Annotated in this window: 23 protein-coding genes and 1 riboswitch; of the genes, 19 read left to right on the top strand and 4 right to left on the bottom strand. The window is 36.8% G+C overall.

Features of this window, described 5'->3' with window-relative positions; genetic code table 11:
- The first annotated feature begins 3 nt into the window (after positions 1-3).
- The 7 genes from KD050_RS04025 (at position 4) to KD050_RS03995 (ending at position 7,478) form a co-directional block, all read left to right on the top strand.
- Complete coding sequence (locus KD050_RS04025; protein WP_211894974.1) at positions 4-1,365, top strand: isochorismate synthase; 1,362 nt, start codon at positions 4-6, stop codon at positions 1,363-1,365.
- The gene (gene menD, locus KD050_RS04020) at positions 1,358-3,070 is read left to right on the top strand and encodes a 2-succinyl-5-enolpyruvyl-6-hydroxy-3-cyclohexene-1-carboxylic-acid synthase (RefSeq protein WP_211894973.1); all 1,713 of its coding nucleotides are present in this window, start codon (positions 1,358-1,360) and stop codon (positions 3,068-3,070) included. Before KD050_RS04025 ends, menD begins: the two co-directional genes overlap by 8 nt.
- Positions 3,058-3,882: a 2-succinyl-6-hydroxy-2,4-cyclohexadiene-1-carboxylate synthase gene (gene menH / locus KD050_RS04015; protein ID WP_235753913.1), complete on the top strand. Its 825-nt coding sequence runs from the start codon at positions 3,058-3,060 to the stop codon at positions 3,880-3,882. The genes menD and menH overlap by 13 nt, the downstream gene beginning before the upstream one ends.
- Positions 3,882-4,700: a 1,4-dihydroxy-2-naphthoyl-CoA synthase gene (gene menB, locus KD050_RS04010; protein WP_211894971.1), complete on the top strand. Its 819-nt coding sequence runs from the start codon at positions 3,882-3,884 to the stop codon at positions 4,698-4,700. The genes menH and menB overlap by 1 nt, the downstream gene beginning before the upstream one ends.
- A 111-nt stretch (positions 4,701-4,811) precedes the next feature.
- Positions 4,812-6,233: an o-succinylbenzoate--CoA ligase gene (locus tag KD050_RS04005; protein ID WP_211894970.1), complete on the top strand. Its 1,422-nt coding sequence runs from the start codon at positions 4,812-4,814 to the stop codon at positions 6,231-6,233.
- A 386-nt stretch (positions 6,234-6,619) separates the two neighbouring features.
- Positions 6,620-6,925, top strand: coding sequence for a PadR family transcriptional regulator (locus KD050_RS04000; RefSeq protein ID WP_211894969.1), 306 nt, complete (start codon positions 6,620-6,622; stop codon positions 6,923-6,925).
- A gap of 13 nt (positions 6,926-6,938) precedes the next feature.
- On the top strand, positions 6,939-7,478 hold the full coding sequence (locus KD050_RS03995) for a DUF2812 domain-containing protein (protein WP_211894968.1): 540 nt from the start codon (positions 6,939-6,941) through the stop codon (positions 7,476-7,478).
- An 84-nt stretch (positions 7,479-7,562) separates the two neighbouring features.
- On the opposite strand, the gene KD050_RS03990 is transcribed toward KD050_RS03995, so the two are convergent.
- From KD050_RS03990 to KD050_RS21370, 3 genes are all read right to left on the bottom strand, one after another.
- On the bottom strand, positions 7,563-8,600 hold the full coding sequence (locus KD050_RS03990; RefSeq protein ID WP_211894967.1) for a metal ABC transporter solute-binding protein, Zn/Mn family: 1,038 nt from the start codon (positions 8,598-8,600) through the stop codon (positions 7,563-7,565).
- Between the two features lie 103 nt (positions 8,601-8,703).
- Positions 8,704-8,937 carry a membrane protein insertion efficiency factor YidD gene (gene yidD / locus KD050_RS03985; protein WP_211894966.1) on the bottom strand — a complete coding sequence of 78 codons (234 nt, stop codon included), beginning with the start codon at positions 8,935-8,937 and terminating at the stop codon, positions 8,704-8,706.
- A gap of 3 nt (positions 8,938-8,940) precedes the next feature.
- Positions 8,941-9,063, bottom strand: a complete 123-nt coding sequence (locus KD050_RS21370; protein WP_255553408.1) for a hypothetical protein — start codon at positions 9,061-9,063, stop codon at positions 8,941-8,943.
- A 102-nt stretch (positions 9,064-9,165) separates the two neighbouring features.
- Between KD050_RS21370 and KD050_RS03980 the strand changes: the two genes are divergently transcribed.
- From KD050_RS03980 to KD050_RS03930, 11 genes are all read left to right on the top strand, one after another.
- The gene (locus KD050_RS03980) at positions 9,166-9,630 is read left to right on the top strand and encodes a Dps family protein (protein ID WP_211894965.1); all 465 of its coding nucleotides are present in this window, start codon (positions 9,166-9,168) and stop codon (positions 9,628-9,630) included.
- Positions 9,631-9,691: 61 nt separating this feature from the next.
- Complete coding sequence (locus KD050_RS03975) at positions 9,692-9,871, top strand: putative motility protein (protein ID WP_211894964.1); 180 nt, start codon at positions 9,692-9,694, stop codon at positions 9,869-9,871.
- A gap of 67 nt (positions 9,872-9,938) precedes the next feature.
- A complete protein-coding gene (locus KD050_RS03970) occupies positions 9,939-10,274 on the top strand; it encodes a transposase (RefSeq protein WP_211894963.1) in 336 nt (111 codons plus the stop codon).
- Positions 10,271-10,432, top strand: coding sequence for a hypothetical protein (locus KD050_RS03965; protein ID WP_211894962.1), 162 nt, complete (start codon positions 10,271-10,273; stop codon positions 10,430-10,432). The genes KD050_RS03970 and KD050_RS03965 overlap by 4 nt, the downstream gene beginning before the upstream one ends.
- 260 nt (positions 10,433-10,692) lie before the next feature.
- Positions 10,693-11,166, top strand: coding sequence for an NUDIX domain-containing protein (locus tag KD050_RS03960; RefSeq protein ID WP_211894961.1), 474 nt, complete (start codon positions 10,693-10,695; stop codon positions 11,164-11,166).
- The gene (locus KD050_RS03955; RefSeq protein WP_211894960.1) at positions 11,144-11,932 is read left to right on the top strand and encodes an alpha/beta hydrolase family protein; all 789 of its coding nucleotides are present in this window, start codon (positions 11,144-11,146) and stop codon (positions 11,930-11,932) included. The genes KD050_RS03960 and KD050_RS03955 overlap by 23 nt, the downstream gene beginning before the upstream one ends.
- A gap of 2 nt (positions 11,933-11,934) precedes the next feature.
- Positions 11,935-12,384 (top strand): hypothetical protein, encoded by a 450-nt coding sequence (locus tag KD050_RS03950; RefSeq protein WP_211894959.1) that lies wholly within the window; start codon positions 11,935-11,937, stop codon positions 12,382-12,384.
- Positions 12,385-12,632: 248 nt separating this feature from the next.
- Positions 12,633-13,616, top strand: a complete 984-nt coding sequence (locus tag KD050_RS03945; protein ID WP_211894958.1) for an MBL fold metallo-hydrolase — start codon at positions 12,633-12,635, stop codon at positions 13,614-13,616.
- 115 nt (positions 13,617-13,731) lie between these two features.
- Positions 13,732-14,307, top strand: coding sequence for a LysE family translocator (locus KD050_RS03940; protein WP_211894957.1), 576 nt, complete (start codon positions 13,732-13,734; stop codon positions 14,305-14,307).
- 25 nt (positions 14,308-14,332) lie between these two features.
- The gene (locus tag KD050_RS03935; RefSeq protein ID WP_211894956.1) at positions 14,333-15,109 is read left to right on the top strand and encodes an AraC family transcriptional regulator; all 777 of its coding nucleotides are present in this window, start codon (positions 14,333-14,335) and stop codon (positions 15,107-15,109) included.
- 403 nt (positions 15,110-15,512) lie between these two features.
- A complete protein-coding gene (locus tag KD050_RS03930) occupies positions 15,513-15,887 on the top strand; it encodes a MaoC family dehydratase (protein WP_211894955.1) in 375 nt (124 codons plus the stop codon).
- Positions 15,888-15,993: 106 nt separating this feature from the next.
- Here the strand turns inward: KD050_RS03930 and pckA are convergent, their stop codons facing one another.
- The gene (gene pckA, locus KD050_RS03925; protein ID WP_211894954.1) at positions 15,994-17,580 is read right to left on the bottom strand and encodes a phosphoenolpyruvate carboxykinase (ATP); all 1,587 of its coding nucleotides are present in this window, start codon (positions 17,578-17,580) and stop codon (positions 15,994-15,996) included.
- 192 nt (positions 17,581-17,772) lie between these two features.
- Positions 17,773-17,889, top strand: a riboswitch (SAM riboswitch).
- A gap of 249 nt (positions 17,890-18,138) precedes the next feature.
- Between pckA and metK the strand changes: the two genes are divergently transcribed.
- The gene (gene metK / locus KD050_RS03920; RefSeq protein WP_211894953.1) at positions 18,139-19,335 is read left to right on the top strand and encodes a methionine adenosyltransferase; all 1,197 of its coding nucleotides are present in this window, start codon (positions 18,139-18,141) and stop codon (positions 19,333-19,335) included.
- Positions 19,336-19,416 lie beyond the last annotated feature (81 nt).

Genomic DNA, 19,416 nt, shown 5'->3' with positions numbered 1-19,416 from the left:
TTTATGCCGAAAACCACCGGTGCCATTAATACAGAATACCGTTTTTATACGGAAACAATAGAAGTATCAAGATTATCCGCACAAGCCTTTTTTGAGGCAGGGGACGAATTATATAAAGGGAAACGTTATTTTTGGCAAAACAAAGAGAAAACGTTAACTTTAGTAGGATTGGGACATGCCTATACTATTACAAATAATTTAGAAGATGATAGATACAAGGATATTGATATGAAATGGAAGGAACTATGCCAGTCATCATTAAAGGAAAAAGCAGATGTATCTCCTATTCTTTTTGGTGGATTTGCGTTTGATCCGAAAAACAAGATCCCATCGGAATGGGATACATTTCCGTCTGCATTCTTTGTCGTATCTACTTTTCAGTTAGTTATTCGACATGATCAAGCATTTGTTAATATTCACTATATTACGGATGAAGCGAAGAGCATGGAAACTTTTGAACAGCTACGTATAGAAAGAGACACGTTAATACACACTGCTCAAGTAAAAGAGTTAAAGGTACATGCCAAACCGACCCTAATCAAACGAGAAGATCGCTTGAAGGATGAATATTTGCATGCAGTGGAGGATGTAACAAAAAGAATAAGAGAAGATGAAGTACAAAAGGTAGTAATTGCAAGATCACTAAAACTAACATTTGACGATACTTTCTCTCCAGCTACTGCAATATATAATGCTTCAATGGAGCAACCAGAAAGTTATTTGTTTGGTTTAGAGAATGATGAGAAAATCTTTTTTGGTGCAACACCAGAGCGATTAGTAAAAGTGGAAAATGATAAAGCACAATCTGCTGGACTAGCGGGTTCCATAAGACGAGGAAAAAATTCTCTCGAGGACAGAGAGCTAGGAGATTCGTTATTGTCAGATTCCAAAAATTTAGGTGAGCATAAATATGTAGTTGAAATGATTAAGAAAGTATTTATGCAATATTGTGAGGATATTAAAATACCCACTAGACCAAAGCTTATGAAAATCAGAGATATACAGCATCTATATTCTCCAATAGAAGGGAATCTTAAAAAGGATTCTTCGCTATTCGAGCTAGTACAGGCTTTACACCCAACTCCCGCATTAGGGGGAGAGCCTCGTCAGGATGCGATTAAGATTATTCGTGAGTCTGAACAGATGAACCGTGGATATTATGCTGCACCTATTGGCTGGATAAATGCTGAAGGAGACGGTGAGTTCGCTGTTGGGATACGTTCCGCTTTAGTTGAAAATGAACATGCCTATTTATATGCTGGTGGCGGAATTGTTGCCGAATCATCATCTTTAGATGAATTTGAAGAAACACGAGTGAAGTTCCGTCCAATGCTTAGAACGCTTGGAGGAAATATGAATGACTAACATCGAGTATTTAACATCTTATGTAAATCACTTTGTAGAAACGATTAAACAGGCAGGGGTTCAGGATATTGTTTTGTGTCCCGGTTCAAGGTCTACTCCGCTTGCGTATGCATTTGCCAAAAGTGAGGGTTTTCAATTTTATCGTCAAATAGATGAGCGTTCTGCTGGTTATTTTGCGCTAGGGATTGCAAAAGCAAAAAAAAATCCTGTTGTACTTTTATGTACTTCTGGGACTGCGGCGGCAAATTTCTTTCCCGCTATCGTTGAAGCATACTACGCTCGTGTACCTTTATTGGTCGTTACAGCTGATCGACCTCATGAACTAAGAGAAGTAGGAGCACCTCAAGCAATTGATCAACTTCATTTATACGGGAAGCACGTGAAGTGGACAGTTGACTTTCCCTTACCTGAAAAAGATGAAGCAAATTTGGCCTTCGTGGAGCGTCATATCCAACGTTCCGTGTCTATGTCGAGAGCTTTTCCGATGGGACCTGTTCATATTAATGTGCCATTCCGCGAACCTTTATTACTTGATATGGAACAAACCTTACCAACAGTGAATATGCAAGTACCGGAGATAGGAAAGCTAGTACCAAGTGAAGAATTTTTAGTATGGTATAAAGATATCCTTCAAAATGAAGTAAAGGGATTAATTATAGTTGGAGATTCCCTTCAAACTACTGATGGTTTTTGGGAATTTGCAAAAACTGTACAATGGCCAGTTCTAGTTGACCCATTATCGAATTTACGGACATCTATCCCTGCTGATTGCATGGATTTATGTATAGATCAATATGATGCTATTCTTAAAAATGAAGCTTTTCAAAAAGTCTCTGGTCCAAATGTAGTAATCCGTTTTGGAGCTCAACCAGTTTCTAAGCCCTTAATGTTGTTTTTAAAGTCTTGTAAGCCAGAAGTGTTTATTGTTGCAGATGAAAGCCCTCTTTTCCGTGATTCGCTTCATATCGCTACTCATCATGTACAGGTTGAGGCTGAATCATTATGGATCAAAGCACTGGAAAAGTCAGCTTCTACATATACGGATTCCTGGTCTCAAGCAAATAAAATAGCAACCAATCATGTGAATAGCTACATTAATAATGAAACAGATGAAGGTGCATTGGCAGGAATGTTGTTTGAAAAGTTGCCTGATATGTCTTATTTATTTGCTAGTAGCAGCATGCCAATACGAGATTTAGATACTTTTTTCAATAAAACAACAAAGAATATTAAGCTCTATGCGAATAGAGGAACTAATGGAATAGACGGAGTAGTTTCTTCAGCACTTGGAGCTCAAGTGGCATTAAATCGTCCGGGATATCTTTTAATTGGAGACTTAGCTTTCCTACATGATTTGAACGGTTTGATAGTGACTCGATTCCACTCAACTGATATGACAATAATCGTTATGAATAATGATGGTGGAGGAATTTTCTCTTATTTATCACAATCTACAGAAACCAATTATTTTGAACATTTATTTGGTACCCCGACAGGATTAGAGTTTTCACATATAGCAGCTATGTATAATGCTCAGTACACTGCAGTTCATTCGAAGGAAGATTTTAAAGAAGCATTAGTTGAAGAGAAGTCGAAGGATATTCGTATTATAGAAGTATTTACAAATAGACAAGTTAATACAGAAACACATCGCAAATTATGGGCAGATATTTCGAAGGAGCTGGACTCGGTTTGGAAAGTATAACGATAAATATCCGAGGGATTGATATCCATTTCAACAGATATAATAAAGGAGCGAAGGAAAGAATTGTTTTTTTGCATGGCTTTACGGGATCTACACATACATGGGATGAAGTGATTTCGTTTCTACCTAATACATTTGATATGTTAACCATTGATCTTATTGGGCACGGTGAAACTTCCAAGCCTAAGGATTCTGCGCGTTATGCTGTAGAGGAGCAGATAGCAGACTTACATTCATTGTTTCAGCAGCTTCAGTGGAGTAATTTTACGCTTGTTGGTTATTCAATGGGTGGTCGATTAGCTCTTTCTTATGCAAACCAATATCCAATAAAAGGACTAATTCTTGAAAGTAGTTCCCCTGGTCTTACCGATAAAAAAGAACGTTTAAATAGAAAACAATCAGATGAGCAGCTTGCGGACCGAATATTGAAGGAAGGACTCACATCCTTTGTAGATTTTTGGGAAGGAATTCCATTGTTTCATTCTCAGCGACAATTAACTTTGGAGAAACAGCAGCTCATACGACAAGAGCGACTTGCGGGGTCTGAAATAGGGTTAGCTAATAGCTTGCGTGGATTTGGTACCGGCGTGCAACCCTCCTATTGGAACAACCTCCAAGAAATCGTCACACCGACTTTTTTGATAACTGGAGAGCTAGATGAAAAATTTAGCAAGCTTGCAAAAAAGATGGAAAAATACCTCCCGAATGTTGCACATAAAGAAATTAGGGATGTAGGTCATGCAATTCATGTGGAAAATCCTGAATTGTTTGCTACAATAGTAGAGGATATAATTTTAAAGGAGGATGTATGATGACTCGCGAATGGACAACATTACATACATATGAAGACATTAAGTATGAGTTTTATAACGGAATTGCTAAAGTTACTATTAACCGTCCTGAGGTGCGTAACGCATTTCGCCCTAAAACAGTAATGGAAATGATTGATGCATTTTCTCGTGCTCGTGACGATAAAAATGTAGGTGTAATTATCTTAACTGGTGAAGGTGAACACGCATTCTGTTCAGGCGGAGACCAAAAAGTACGTGGACATGGCGGATATGTGGGAGAAGATGAAATTCCTCGCTTAAACGTACTAGACTTACAACGTCTAATCCGTGTGATACCAAAACCAGTTGTAGCAATGGTAGCTGGTTATGCGATTGGTGGCGGACATGTTCTACATGTTGTTTGTGATTTAACAATAGCTGCTGATAATGCGAGATTTGGACAAACTGGTCCTAAAGTAGGCTCATTTGATGCTGGTTATGGCTCTGGTTATTTAGCGCGTATTATTGGACATAAAAAAGCCCGTGAAATTTGGTATTTATGTCGTCAATACGACGCTCAACAAGCACTTGATATGGGCTTAGTCAACACGGTAGTTCCATATGCACAATTAGAGGATGAAACTGTTCAATGGTGTGAGGAAATGCTAGAAATGAGTCCAACTGCACTTCGCTTCCTAAAAGCTGCAATGAATGCAGATACGGATGGTTTAGCTGGACTTCAACAATTAGCAGGCGATGCGACACTGCTTTATTACACAACGGATGAAGCAAAAGAAGGTCGAGATGCATTTAAAGAAAAACGCAAACCAGATTTTGGTCAATTCCCGCGTTTCCCCTGATAAGTGACCACCTGCGAGTAAAAAGCTATCCTTTTATAGGATGGCTTTTTTACATAGGATTTATCAAATTAGGCAAAGGTACCAGATCATTGCATAAAGGAGGGTGATACAATGTTACCGAATTTACTTTTAAAACGTGCCCATTTAACACCCGATAGAATAGCATTATGCTATTTAGGAAAAGAATGGACATTTCAACAAATATATGATGAATCTACGGCATTTGCAGAAGGACTACATTCAACAGGCATCTTACCTGGGATGCGAATAGCTGTATTAGCTACCTCTAATTCTCAATTAGTGATCGCGCTATATGGTTGTATGCAGCTTGGTTGTGAGATAGTCATGTTAAATGAACGTTTGAGTGATGAAGAATTGAAATACCAGCTCTACGACAGCAAACCAGATGCATTGCTTGTAGATAGCCTAGAAAAGAGAAATTTAGGTTATAGACAAAAGTTTTCCTATGATGATATTTACTATAGAGAGCGAAAAGCATTTTACATCGAGGATGAGTGGTCTAAAGATCGCATTATTACTATTATGTATACATCGGGGACTACTGGTCGTCCAAAAGGAGTTCGCCAATCTCTAGAAAACCATGTAATGAATGCAACAGGTTCAGCTCTACATTTGGGTGTGCATCCGAACGATTGCTGGCTATGCACAGTTCCACTATTTCATATTAGTGGGTTTTCTATTCTCATGCGGTCGCTGTTCTATGGAATGACAGTAAGTCTCCATACTAAATTTGATGCGGAAAGTGTAGTAGATGAAATTGTGGGTGGAAAAGTTACAAGAATGTCTTTAGTTGCAGTTATGCTAGAACGAATTTTATCCGTCCTAGAAAATAGAAATCAGTTTGTTCCCAGCTCTTTTCAATCGATGTTAGTTGGAGGAGGACCTGTGCCTCTGTCTTATTTAGAAAGAGCAATTGAGCGTAACATCCCTGTACTGCAAACATACGGCATGACAGAAACATCCTCCCAAACGACTACGTTATCGAGTGAGGATGCTATTCGTAAACTTGGTTCAGCTGGAAAGCCACTTTTCTTTGCCGATGTTCGTATTGATGGAGAAGAGAAAATGGGAGAAATTTGTATTAAAGGCCCTCATGTGACAAAAGGATATATTGGAGCAGCTGAGACAAAAAAACCACTTATGGATGGTTGGCTGCATACTGGAGATATTGGTTATTTGGATGAGGAAGGATATTTGTTCGTTGTCGATCGGCGCTCGGATCTAATCATATCCGGTGGGGAAAATATATATCCAGCAGAATTGGAGCAAGCATTAGTAAAACATCCAGCAGTTGTTGAAGCAGGGGTTACAGGTCAACAAGATGATAAATGGGGACAAGTTCCAATAGCATTTGTTGTAGTAAAAGAACAAGTTACTATAGATGAGTTAAAGGCTTTTATGAAGACTCAGATGGCATCTTATAAGTTACCAAAGGAATATTACTTTATAGATGCGCTCCCTCGCAATGGTGCCAATAAATTGATGAGAAGAGAATTAATAAAGTTCATATGAATGAGTCAATTTCACTATTTTTTATTCGTTTTATAAAAAGTGGGTGTCGTTGATTGGAGCGTAGACGGCGACTCCAGCAGGAATAGCGCGAGCTGAATGCCCTGCTGGAACGTTTACAAAGAACAAAGGCTATGTGTGGAATTTCGTTTGGCAACGCCTTCGTGACCAACATCCTGTTGGACCAAGGAGATTTGAAGGCGTGCTAAGTGGAGAGCTTCTACCTGAAGCAGAAATTAAGGACGTTAGGAGTTCAATGTTAATTTACTTTTATGAATTACTTCGAATAGCTTTAAAAGCAACTTCTATTTAGGAGTTGCTTTTTTTATATCACTAAGTGATATAGTGTTTTTAGATATATCACTTAGTGATATAGTGGAGGTGAGAAATTGAAATCATTTGAGCAATTGACGGATTCAGTATTTTACATAATGGCAGCATTAGCGCAACCAAGACATGGATATGCAATAATGACCCTAATAGAAGAGACGACGAAAGGGAATTTTGTGATAGGTCCAGCTTCACTTTATACGATTATCAAAAAATTACTTGCTCAAGATTGGATTGTATTACACAATGATTCGGATTCGAGAAGAAAAGTATATGTTTTAACAGAAAAAGGACGTACTGTATTAATGGATGATATAGACCGTCGAAAAATAATGATTGAGTTAGCACAATCAGGCTTACAATGAGGAGAGATGTAACATGGCAAAAACAAAATTTATGATGTCAGAGGGGTTAGCTTTATCGGAAAAAAAAGACATGGAAAGGCTTAGAAAGTTTTCTTTAGAAGGATGGCAAGTGACTAAATTTAAATTGCTTGGTTATGGACTAGAACAAGGAAAGAGTGAAGATAATATTTATAGTATTGATTATCGTAAATTGGGATCGGGAGAAGAAGGCGACTATATTGAATTATTTTCTTTAGCAGGTTGGTCTCATGTTTGCACTAGCTCTGATATTCATTTATTTAAAGCAAAACCTGGAACTATTCCTCTTTATAGCGAAAGAGAAACAACAATCGATAAATACAATCGACAAGGTAAGCCTGTTTATTGGTTCACTATTATTTTAGTTGCTATTGCTATTCTCCTTTGGTTTGTAGAAACATTTTCTTCAGGTTTGTTGCAGCAATTAAGTAAATGGGCATTTATTTCTTCATTTATATTTATCCTTCCAGCAGTTATGACTTCTAGTGCGATATCTTATCATAAATGGAATGATACAAGAAATAGGATCAATTAGTATCTACTAATATCCCTTATGAGAAAATATAAAAAAAGAGGTCGTGAATATGTTTCACGATCCTCCGAATTTATCCAATTTTACTTAATTCAAAACTGTTCTTAATATCTCTAGGTTTTTGTTCATCAGTGTAAAATAAGTTTCTTTATTTTCGATATCTTCCTTTGATAATACCCCTAAGTTGTGCAGTACTAAGCTATCTGCACCAATTTCTCGTTGAATCACTTCGGTTAGTTTTGATGAAACATTTTGCTCAAATAAAATATAGCTTATATTTTTTTCTTCAGCTAAATCAATGAGTTTAGTCAACTCTTTTTGAGATGGCTCATCCTGTGAATTTAATCCAGCTACTGCTAATTGTTCTAAGTCATAGGTGTTTGCTATATAACCGAATGCTGCATGTGAGACAAAGAATGTTTTGTTCTTTGCACTTTGGGCCATTTCTTCAAAATCTGCATCTAGTGTCTGAAGTTCGTTAACAAGTTCCTCATAGTTTTTTTCAAAAGTCTCTTGTTGCTCAGGTGAAATCTCCACTAAAGAGTCCTTAATAGAAAGGGCAAGACTTTGACTAATTTTAGGTGACATCCAAATATGTGGATCTATATCCCCATGATCATGTCCTTCATGACTGTCATGCCCTTCAGCCGATTCAACCTCATGCTCGTGATCGTGTGATTCCTCTGTAGAAGCTTCTTCATGGTCGTGATCATGTGATTCCTCTGTAGTAGCTTCTTCATGCACGTGAACTGATTCTTCTAATTGTTCTTCAGAAACTGCATCCACCGTAGCTACCATCTTCACATGTTCCTCTGCTAATGTCTTCTTAGCATTCTCGACAAAGCCCTCTAAGCCGAGTCCTATGTAAAAAAACAAATCAGCATCTGCAAGTGACATCATATCTTTTTGTGTTGGCTCAAAAGTATGTTCATTTGCTCCGGCAGGGTAGATAGAAGAGACGTCTACAGATTCTCCTCCAATACGTTCAGCAAAATATTGTAATGGATATACAGTTGTATAAACTTGTACTTGTTGTTTTTCGTTTTCTACCTTCTCTTCACTGTTTCCACAAGCAGCTAGGAATAATAATAGAAAAAGAACACTTCCTATAATTATACGTTTCAATAAACTCACCCTCCTAAATAGTAATGATTACGCTTTGAAAAAAGATAACTTCATTAGATTACAGTACTATCAAAAAAAAAGCAAGAAAAAAATAGCCTTTGAATTATTTTTTTTTCAAAGGCCATTCATCGGGAACGGGATCAACGCCACCTTCATGAAAAGGATGACACTTGGATATTCTTTTTATCGTTAAAACGCTTCCTTTTATTGCCCCATGTTTTTGAACTGCTTCTACTCCGTAATGGGAGCAGGTTGGATAGAATCGGCAACTAGGAGGAGATAGTGGAGAGATAAACTTTTGATAAAAACGAAATATAGATATAATAATGTGTTTCATGGATTATTCCGCGTCCTTAGGTTTAGGATCGATTTTCGAGGGTTTATCATTCATTGCTAGCTTGTACAAAAAGGTAAAGCCAAAAATACTTAGTATTATTGCTGCACCTAATATCCAAAATACCATAATTACTCACTCCAATTAAACTTATCGTTATGTTTATTGTATGAAAGTTAGAGGTATATTAAAAGAGAAAGCAACTATAATTAAAGGGAGAGTGACAATTTTATGTCAGCGGCATTAAATAAAGAACTAAATAAACAAGTAGCAACATGGTCGGTTATGTATACTAAATTACATAATTTTCATTGGTATGTAAAGGGACCGTCATTTTTTACTTTACACGCCAAATTCGAAGAGTTATATAACGAAGCTACGCTTAATATGGATGAAATTGCAGAGCGTCTATTAACTCTAGGTGGACAACCAGTTGCAACATTAAAAGAACATTTGGAGCTTTCAGAAGTAAAAGAAGCTTCGAGTAAAGAGTCAGCTGACCAGATGGTAGAAACTGTTGTTGACGATTTTGATAAAATCATGAAATCTCTTAAAAAAGGGATGGAAGAAGCAGCAAAAGATGAAGATGATATGACAGAAGATGTTTTAAACGCAATTTACCAAAAAACAGAAAAACATCAATGGATGTTAAATGCATTTTTAGGAGATACTAATTCTAATACTGCCAAAAAATAATATTCACTTCATAATAATCTAAGGTAACCGATATAAAGCTTGTTATGAAGGAGAGATTTCTATGGACATAAACTCCATTATGTCATCTAATTTACTTCAGTTGCAACAAACCGTGCAAATGAGCGTATTACAAAATGCTATGAACATGGAAACTGTTGCAGCGATAGAAATGTTGGAAGACATGCCTCAAGCAGCTGCTCCACATCCTTATAAAGGATCAGCTGTAGATATTCAAGGATAAAAAACATGCGCTATTGGTGCATGTTTTTTTGTTTTTTGCACAAACTTCTATAAAAGGATGTGTGAAAATGACCTTATACAAAGCGTATATCTCCGTAAAAAGTCAGCAAGTATATGCATACCCCGATGAATCTCAGTGGGAGTTTGAAGTAACTGCTACTAGAAATGAAATAAAAGTTTTTGAAAGACTTTTTTATCAAATGAAAAATGTACAAAGCAGAAATTTTTTACGGGCACATGAACCAATGTCTGTGAAGCCATATCATGTGGATGGAGAAAATGATCAATACGATAGAAGGCTAAAGAAAGTGTATGCATGGATTCATGAATTCACTTCGGAAGATTCTAAACGATTTATTGAGCAACTACCTTATTTTCAAAGAAGAATGGAGGTTCAATTGTGAGTAAGAATTTAAACAGAAAAGGCAATGAAAATCCTGTAACCTATCGAAATGTTAGTTCCCTTCTAAATCAGTCTCCACAGAATAAATCCAAACAAAATATTGCACAAAACAGAGAAGAAGGTAATGAGCACTATAAAATGGATTCAACTAAAGAATAGGTATTTTAAGACTTAGCGCATTTGGCTAAGTCTTTTTATATACATGAATTAATTTCATAAAAGCATTATTAATAGTGATTTCCGTAGTATGTTTATTTCCTAACGCTATCCCACTGGAGTCGCTGCCTTACACTCCAATCAACAAATCAACTTCTTAAAAAAGGATAAAAAGTTTTGAGACTACTTAAATATATAATTGAAAATAAATATGAAATTGCCTCATATGTTAAAATTTAAAGAAAACAAAGGGGAGTCAGGACTTGATTTCTTTCCAAGATTTAAATGGCTATAATGTAAAGCTATCCTTTGAGCAAGGGAGCTTTTCAATACCTTCTAAACATGTACTTGTCATAGCAAAGCATAAAGGCGAATGGTTGTTGACGAAGCATCCACAAAGAGGATTGGAGTTTCCAGGTGGTAAGTTAGAGAAAGGGGAAACTTTAGTAGAAGCAGCAATTAGAGAAACAAAAGAAGAAACAAATGTAGATATCGTTGAATTAGAATGGCTTGCAGAGTATAAAGTACTGGATAATATCCCTTTTTGTAAAACTGTTTATATAGCAGAAGTTGGGTATATTAATAAAGAGCGGACAAGCTTTGAGACTGAAGGTGCTTTCTGGTTATCCTCAGAGGAACTTACACATAATGATTATTTAAGCTTCCATATGAAAGATGATGGAATGAAAGCCATTTTAAAGAAGGTGAATGAAGTTGAAAACAAATGGAACGATTGAAAAGGTTCGAACTTATCCATCTCCAAACCCTCATATTGTTTTGAAAGAAATTACATACTGGTCATGTGGTCTTCGAGTTAAAGGAATGTTAGCTTCTCCAAAAGATGCAGGAAGCTATGAAGGTATTTTATATTGTCGAGGCGGCATGCAAAGTATTGGTATGGTTCGGCCAGCACGAATTGCACAAATTGCCTCTGAGGGCTTTATCGTATTTGCTCCCTATTATCGCGGTAATCGTGGTGGGGAAGGCAGAGATGAATTTGCTGGAGAGGATCGCTGGGATGCTATCTGCGGAGTAGATGTACTTAAGCAATATTGCATTCCGGAACGGATTCATCTATTTGCATTTTCTCGTGGTGGAATCATGGGATTATGGATTGCTATTTTACGTAATGATATTACATCCTTAGTTACATGGGCGGGAGTTTCCGATATTTACTTAACTTATGAAGAAAGATTAGATATGAGAAAGATGATGAAACGAGTTATTGGTGGTACTCCAACTAAATATCCATTGGGGTATGAACAGCGAGATGTATTATCTCGTATAGGGGATTTGAAGGTATCCACGCTAATAATACATGGGGAACAAGATACAAATGTTTCTTTTGAGCACGCAAAGGTTTTAGAGCAGTCATTAATAGGGAATAGTATACCAGTTGAAACCTGGTACTATCCAGAATTCACACATTTTTTTCCGAGCAAAATAAATAGACGTGTAGTTAAAGATGCATGTCACTGGATGAAAAATCAGAGAGGGGTTTAATAATGGGCAATGTTGTAGTAACAACGGAGGCAATGAGTGTAGAAGGGAAATCTTCGTTTCCTATAGATACTAGTTTTTGGGAGGATTTGTGGGATCAATATACAACTGAATTCCAAGAAGTAGTGATTCATTCTTGGGTAGAGGAAGCAGACGTATTAGAAGAGTTAAACTCTCGAGCAGTTTCTGTTCAAACAGAGGGATTGATGAAAGTAGTTACTATTAATCTAACGGATGAAAATAGGCTCTATTTTAGAAATTATTCTGTTGATCCCAAGGGTGGTTTAAAGTGGTTTACGATGTTCTTTCAAGAGGATGGGGTTGAACAGATGGAAATAGGTCATTATGGTTCAGAAATTATTCTATTTAAGGTTAATGAAGAGGAAGCAGAAAAGTTTATAGAAATATTTCCGAAAATAGCTGATAGTGTATATCATGAGACAAATGGTGATTAATGATAATTGGCTGGCGTAAATTAAATATCTTAGAGTAAAGAGACGAATTTTTCCAGTAGTTAATATAAGTATATGTATGAAAAAATCAGAAACTATATGGTTTCTGATTTTTTGGTTATAAACAAAAACTATAATAAGTATTTTACTTTTTGAAATTTTATTTCTATTATTCAGAAAAGTGTATATAATAGATTTGATTGAACGCTCATTCATAATTGTTATGTCACTGAATATTGGGAGGTTAAATTATGAAAAAATCTAGCATTATTTTCTTTGAAAGGAAATTTCCAAGTGCTAACATGATTCTTATTAAGGATAGGCTGCCCGTACTTATTGATACCGGTTTTGGGAGTGATACAAAAGAGACAGAGCGATTAATAAGAGAGGTAGGCGTTTCACCTGAAGATTTATCCCTCATTGTGAATACGCACTATCATAGCGATCATGTGGGAGGCAATTTCCATTTTCAAAGTAACTATGGAGTTAATATTGCCGCACATAAATGGGAAGCAGATTTGATCAATAATAGCGATTCTGAATCTTGTAGTGCGGAATGGCTAGATCAACCTGTGGAACCTTATAGGGTTGATAGAAAACTTTCGGATAATGATGAAATAGAGACAGGAAATAGAACTTTGCAAGTCTTGCATACACCCGGTCATACCCTAGGGCATATTTCTCTATATGAACCCGAGGAGGAGATATTGATTTGCGGGGATCTATTTCACAGGGATGATATCGGATGGTTGAATATCTATCGGGAGGGGGTCGCTTCCATCCATCGATCGATGGAAAGTTTGGATAGGCTGTCTAAGTTTCGGATCAGCCGAGCCTATTCGGGACATGGACCACAAATAGAGAATCCTCAAGCTGCTATCGACGTAGCGAGGGAGCGTTTTGAAAAATGGCTCGGAAATCCAGAAAAAGTTTCATGGCATGCTTGTAAGAGAATCTTTTCATTCACTTTAATCATGAAAGACGGATTGGCAAAAGAAGAAGTGGATAACTACCTACTAAATTGTGGTTGGTTCCAAGATTTTGCACACTACTCATTTCAACTTCAACCAGAAGAGTTTATTCAAGTTCTGATTGATGAAATGATTCGCTCCGGTGCAGCAAGCTGGCAAAATGATTATTTAGTCGCTACGGCACCATACCAGTCACCAGATAAGAAATGGATGAACAAGAAAATAAAGCCGAGAGATTGGAAACTTCAGGCTCGTCTTACATAACTATAAGGGGAGAGGTTGTAAGGGAACTATAGGATTTCTGCAATAATATACTATATGCTATTAAATATGGGGATGTATATTTACATGACAATACCTTAGAAAGGGAGTTTGTCTCATGAATATTACATCTTTTTTACTATACTGTTTTATTGTTACTTTTACACCTGGACCTACTAATATAGTGATATTATCTACAGTACATAATAGGGGTACAAAAAGGGCGATGGAGTATACCTACGGAGCAACTGTTGCTTTTGGATTATTGCTTATTATTTCTGCTATATTGAATACTATGCTTATAACGTTTATACCAAAAGTTTTAATTATTATGCAGCTCATCGGAAGCATTTATATGCTCTATCTCGCTTATCAAATTTACAAAATGAATACCACTGATTCAACTGCAAACCAAACTGGTACATTTATGTCAGGATTTCTTATGCAGTTTTTAAATCCAAAAGTGGTATTATTTACAATGACTGTAATACCAAGCTTTATTTTGCCTTACTATTCCGCAATGTCTACGTTGTCAATAAGTGTTATAGTAATCACCATCATTGGATTTTTAGCATTTATTACATGGGTTCTTTTCGGTACAATCTTCAAGAAGTTTTTACAGATTCATAAAAAAACTGTTAATGTTATAATGGCACTATTTTTAGTTTATGCTTCCATCATGATATGGCTATAGGAAAACTAATTAAGAGGTGTATTAGATGGACAAATTTATCTATAAAAAATCTGCTGGTATTACAGCTTTAGCAGCTAGTATTACAGATTTTACATATAAAAAGCACTCGCACATGGAGTATGCAATAGGTGTGACATTGCGTGGTATTCAACATTATAATTTGGATGGCAGTTTACAGCTATCCTATCCAAATGGTGTAATGCTCTTTAATCCCGAACAGGCACATGACGGAATGGCACATGATATGACTGGCCTGGATTATGTGATGTTATATATTGAGCCACAATTGCTGTTGGAGGTTATTGAGAAAAAGGATTTAGTACATTTTTCAACCCCAATTGTTTATGATTTTAGACTTAAACAAAGAATATTAAGTCTTTCTAATGCAATTTTGAATGAAAAAGATGAGGCTCTATGCAGTGAATTGCTTTTGTCTCTTACAGATAGCCTTATTCAAACTGAATTCACCAAAGTCTATAAGAAAGATAACGCACTTATTGGAAAAGCAAAAGATTTGTTGCATGCCAACCTAGAAAATATACTTAAACTTGACGAGGTATGTAAAGAACTTGGTTTATCGAAATTTCAATTTATCAGATTCTTTAAGGCACATACAGGAATATCCCCATACCAATATTATCTTAACTGCAAAATAGAACATGCAAAGCATTTAATAGAAACTAAAAAAGATGTATATTCAGCTGTAGCAGAATGTGGGTTTGTTGATTTAACTCATTTAAATAAACACTTTAAAAGTGTATATGGAACAACAGCATTTGAATATATGTCCCATATAAAGTGAAACCTCAATCAGTGGGGATTTTCTTCATGCCCACTGATTGAAATAAGAGCTTAGACAAACTATGCAGCGGCCAGCGCCAATGCCTAAGTGACCATCATCCTGTTGGCACGAGGCTAGCAGAAAGGGAGTCACCTAAAATAAGCCACGTGACATGGCGACTTTCGTCTAGGATTTTCGTCGTGCTTTTACGGGCAGTTTTCTCCCATTATGCTTTGTTGCTTTGGCCGAGCCTTGAAGTGGGAGTCAAACTGCCCGTTAATGCGGGATAAATGAAATATAAAACAATTGACATAGATTGATATTGAGCTGATAGGAAAGAGAAAAATCATGCAATAGGTAAACGAGGGTTTTGTCCAAATAGTTATATTAGAGAAATGGATTTAAATTAAAGGGAGGAATTCAATTGTCGTTAAAAGTGGGAGAAATTATTACATTCGAGCGGACTTTCACAACAGAAGATGTTGAATTATTTACGAAGATTTCAGGTGATGAAGGGATTCATCATCTAACCCCAGATGAGCAGGGAAGACTTGTCGTTCAAGGGTTGCTTACGGCAACTCTGCCAACAAAAGTAGGTGGTGATCATAACGTACTGGCTCGTACTATGAATTTTGAGTTTATCAGACCAGTATTTATTGACGATACAATAACTTGTGAGGTAACAATTGAGCAATTCGAAAAGCAGGATAATAGAACACGTATAACTGCTTCTTTTATATGCTTCAATCAACAGGAGAAAGAAGTATTGAGAGGAAGCTTTACAGGAGTAATATTATAAGGTTTTCTATACTAGGAAGGAAAGTATGAAAGTTAAATGTTTCTTTTTTATACGTTAATATAAAAGAGCCCAATTCTGAATTTGGGCTCTTTTATATTTAAAATTATTAAGATAGTGGTCCGCCTTTATAGGAAATGTCCTCAGAGACTGTACCAAACTTTTTGAAGTTTTCACGGAATGACTGAGCTAGTTCAGCAGCTTTTTGGTCATATGCTGCTTTATCTTCCCAAGCATTTCGAGGTATAAGTACCTCCGAAGGTACGCCTTCCACTTGCTTAGGTATAGCTAAGCCGAATACTGTATCTGTTTCTGTATCAGCATTGTTTAGTTTGCCATCAATTGCAGCGCGAACCATAGTACGAGTGTATGAAAGCTTCATGCGGTTACCAACACCGTATTCTCCACCAGTCCAACCAGTGTTTACTAAGAATACTTGTGCGCCATGTTCGTCAATTTTCTTACCAAGCATTTCTGCGTATACTGTTGCATGTAATGGTAAGAATGGTGAGCCGAAGCAAGTAGAGAATACTGGTTGTGGGGATGTAACTCCACGTTCAGTTCCAGCAAGTTTAGAAGTAAAACCACTTAAGAAATGGTACATTGCTTGTTCTTTTGTTAGTTTACTGATTGGAGGCAATACTCCAAAAGCATCAGCAGTTAAGAAAATAATCGTATTTGGGTGACCTGCTACAGATGGGTCTACAATATTTTCGATATATTGAATTGGGTAAGCAGCACGAGTATTTTCTGTTAATGAGTTGTCAGTGTAGTCAGCAACGCGAGTTTCCGCATCTACTACTACGTTTTCTAATACAGTTCCGAATGATATCGCATCCCAAATTTGCGGTTCATTTTCTCGAGTTAGGTCGATACATTTTGCATAACAACCACCCTCGATATTGAACACACCGTTATCTGACCAGCCATGCTCGTCATCACCGATTAGTTTACGACCAGCATCTGCAGAAAGGGTAGTTTTACCTGTTCCAGATAAGCCGAAAAATAATGCAACGTCTCCAGCATCCCCAACGTTTGCGGAACAGTGCATTGGCAAAATGTCTTGTTCTGGAAGTAAGTAGTTCATAATAGAGAAAATCGATTTTTTCATCTCTCCTGCATATTCAGTCCCACCGATTAAAACCGTACGTTTTTCCATAGATACAATGATAAACGTTTCTGAACGTGTACCATCTACAGCAGGAACTGCCTTGAAATTAGGAGCCGAAAGAATAGTAAAATCTGTTGTATGTGTTGCAAGATCTTCTTGTGTTGGACGGATAAATAGCTGATGAGCGAAGAGATTATGCCAAGCATATTCGTTAATTACTTGAATGCCTAGACGTGATTCTTTATCAGCTCCTGCATATCCTTTAAATTCGAAGATTTCATCTTGCTTGTTTAAGAAGTTAATCATTTTTATATATAGTGCATCAAAAACGTCAGAAGAAATTGGTTGGTTTACTGAGCCCCAATCGATTTTGTCTTTTGAAATAGCTTCATCTACTATATACTTATCTTGTGGAGAGCGGCCAGTATATTTCCCTGTTTCAGCTTTTACTGCACCAGTAGAAGTTAGAACAGCTTCTCCTCTTGTTGTAGCTTTTTCCACAAGTTGTGGCACTGACAATTGGCTGCTAACGTTATTTCCTGCTAACAATTCTTTCAGTTCACTCACAGTATCGATTGAATTCATCTTGAATATACCATCCTTTTTTTATATTTCCCCTAATAAAGAGGAAGTTTTCTAGATATGTGAAATAGTATAACACATTAAAGCAATTAGTCTATACTAATCAAATTAAATTTTTTCTTTTGTGTATAAAATACAAACAAAAATAGTTGACTTCTATTACATACTTACGTATGATGATAAATTGAACGGATACTCTTATCCCGAGCTGGTGGAGGGGTCAGGCCCTATGAAACCCGGCAACCTGTAATTTTTTCATTATTACAAAGGTGCCAAACCTGAGACAAGGTGAAATTCCTTGATTGATAAGAGTGAAAGGTGCTTATGATACTAATACCTTTCCTCATGTATAAATACGTGAGCGAGAGGTTTTTTTATTGAACATCGCCCTTTATCCTTGTGTGCCAAGTCCGAAACGGCTTCAAGTTAACTTCAATGCATTCAAGTTACATTTACTATTATGTGATGTAAATGCATGGAACATTTTGAATGGCTTGACATGGGAATGAGTACCGTATCAATTCTTGAGAGAAATCTCGCGGGATATAGGAGGAATAATCTATGACACAACGTCGATTATTTACATCAGAATCAGTAACAGAGGGACATCCAGATAAAATTTGTGATCAAATCTCTGATGCAATTCTAGATGCAATTTTAGCAGAAGACCCAAATGCTCGTGTAGCATGCGAAACGAGTGTAACGACAGGACTAGTATTAGTTGCTGGAGAAATTACTACATCTACTTACGTAGATATCCCTAAAGTAGTTCGTTCTACTATTAAAGAAATTGGCTATACACGTGCAAAGTATGGCTTTGATGCAGAAACTTCTGCTGTGCTTACTTCAATTGATGAACAATCACCTGATATCGCACAAGGTGTGGACCAAGCTTTAGAAGCAAGAGAAGGCTCTATGAGTGATTCTGACATTGATGCAATTGGAGCAGGAGACCAAGGTTTGATGTTCGGTTATGCTTGTAATGAAACACCAGAGCTTATGCCACTCCCAATTAGTTTAGCGCATAAACTATCGCATCGATTGGCACAAGTTCGTAAAGAAGAAACTTTAGACTATCTTCGTCCGGACGGAAAAACTCAAGTAACAGTAGAGTATGATGAAAATAATAATCCAGTTCGTATCGATACAATTGTTATTTCGACACAACATCATCCAGAAATTACTTTAGAGCAAATTCAAAAAGATATTAAAGAAGTAGTGATCAACCCGATTGTTCCTACAAATTTAATAGATGAAAATACAAAATATTTTATCAATCCAACTGGACGCTTCGTAATTGGTGGACCACAAGGAGATGCTGGCCTAACAGGTCGTAAAATTATTGTAGACACATACGGTGGTTATGCTCGTCATGGCGGAGGAGCATTCTCTGGTAAAGATCCTACAAAAGTGGATCGTTCCGCTGCATACGCTGCACGTTATGTTGCTAAAAACATTGTTGCTGCTGGCCTTGCAGATCGTTGTGAAGTACAACTTGCTTATGCAATTGGTGTAGCTAGACCTGTTTCAATTGCTGTTGAAACTTTTGGTACTGGAAAGGTAGAAGAAGTTGAATTAGTTTCATATATTCGCGAATTATTCGACCTTCGTCCAGCAGGAATTATTAAAATGCTAGATCTTCGCCGTCCAATTTACAAACAAACAGCTGCTTATGGTCATTTTGGTCGAACAGACATTGATGTGCCATGGGAACAAACAGATAAAGCTGCAGCATTAAAAGAAAAAGCTGGATTATAAGTATGAACCAAAAGAGGCTTTCCTATAATAGGAAGCCTCTTTTCTTTGGTAGAAAATAAAATAAAAAAACGTGGAATGATC

It is taken from the genome of Psychrobacillus sp. INOP01 (assembly GCF_018140925.1).
Classification (GTDB): domain Bacteria; phylum Bacillota; class Bacilli; order Bacillales_A; family Planococcaceae; genus Psychrobacillus.
This window is presented reverse-complemented; position numbering and strand designations above follow the sequence as displayed.

What these genes read in the sequence shown, in the direction of transcription:
- menB (WP_211894971.1), top strand. Translation starts at nt 3,882, where the DNA reads ATGACTCGCGAATGGACAACATTACATACATATGAAGACATTAAGTAT.
- KD050_RS03975 (WP_211894964.1), top strand. Translation starts at nt 9,692, where the DNA reads ATGGACATAAACTCCATTATGTCATCTAATTTACTTCAGTTGCAACAA.
- KD050_RS03940 (WP_211894957.1), top strand. Translation starts at nt 13,732, where the DNA reads ATGAATATTACATCTTTTTTACTATACTGTTTTATTGTTACTTTTACA.
- KD050_RS04005 (WP_211894970.1), top strand. Translation starts at nt 4,812, where the DNA reads ATGTTACCGAATTTACTTTTAAAACGTGCCCATTTAACACCCGATAGA.
- KD050_RS21370 (WP_255553408.1), bottom strand. Translation starts at nt 9,063, where the DNA reads ATGGTATTTTGGATATTAGGTGCAGCAATAATACTAAGTATTTTTGGC.
- KD050_RS03980 (WP_211894965.1), top strand. Translation starts at nt 9,166, where the DNA reads ATGTCAGCGGCATTAAATAAAGAACTAAATAAACAAGTAGCAACATGG.
- KD050_RS03945 (WP_211894958.1), top strand. Translation starts at nt 12,633, where the DNA reads ATGAAAAAATCTAGCATTATTTTCTTTGAAAGGAAATTTCCAAGTGCT.
- KD050_RS03935 (WP_211894956.1), top strand. Translation starts at nt 14,333, where the DNA reads ATGGACAAATTTATCTATAAAAAATCTGCTGGTATTACAGCTTTAGCA.
- KD050_RS03970 (WP_211894963.1), top strand. Translation starts at nt 9,939, where the DNA reads ATGACCTTATACAAAGCGTATATCTCCGTAAAAAGTCAGCAAGTATAT.
- metK (WP_211894953.1), top strand. Translation starts at nt 18,139, where the DNA reads ATGACACAACGTCGATTATTTACATCAGAATCAGTAACAGAGGGACAT.
- KD050_RS04025 (WP_211894974.1), top strand. Translation starts at nt 4, where the DNA reads ATGCCGAAAACCACCGGTGCCATTAATACAGAATACCGTTTTTATACG.
- pckA (WP_211894954.1), bottom strand. Translation starts at nt 17,580, where the DNA reads ATGAATTCAATCGATACTGTGAGTGAACTGAAAGAATTGTTAGCAGGA.
- menD (WP_211894973.1), top strand. Translation starts at nt 1,358, where the DNA reads ATGACTAACATCGAGTATTTAACATCTTATGTAAATCACTTTGTAGAA.
- yidD (WP_211894966.1), bottom strand. Translation starts at nt 8,937, where the DNA reads ATGAAACACATTATTATATCTATATTTCGTTTTTATCAAAAGTTTATC.
- KD050_RS03995 (WP_211894968.1), top strand. Translation starts at nt 6,939, where the DNA reads ATGGCAAAAACAAAATTTATGATGTCAGAGGGGTTAGCTTTATCGGAA.
- KD050_RS03950 (WP_211894959.1), top strand. Translation starts at nt 11,935, where the DNA reads ATGGGCAATGTTGTAGTAACAACGGAGGCAATGAGTGTAGAAGGGAAA.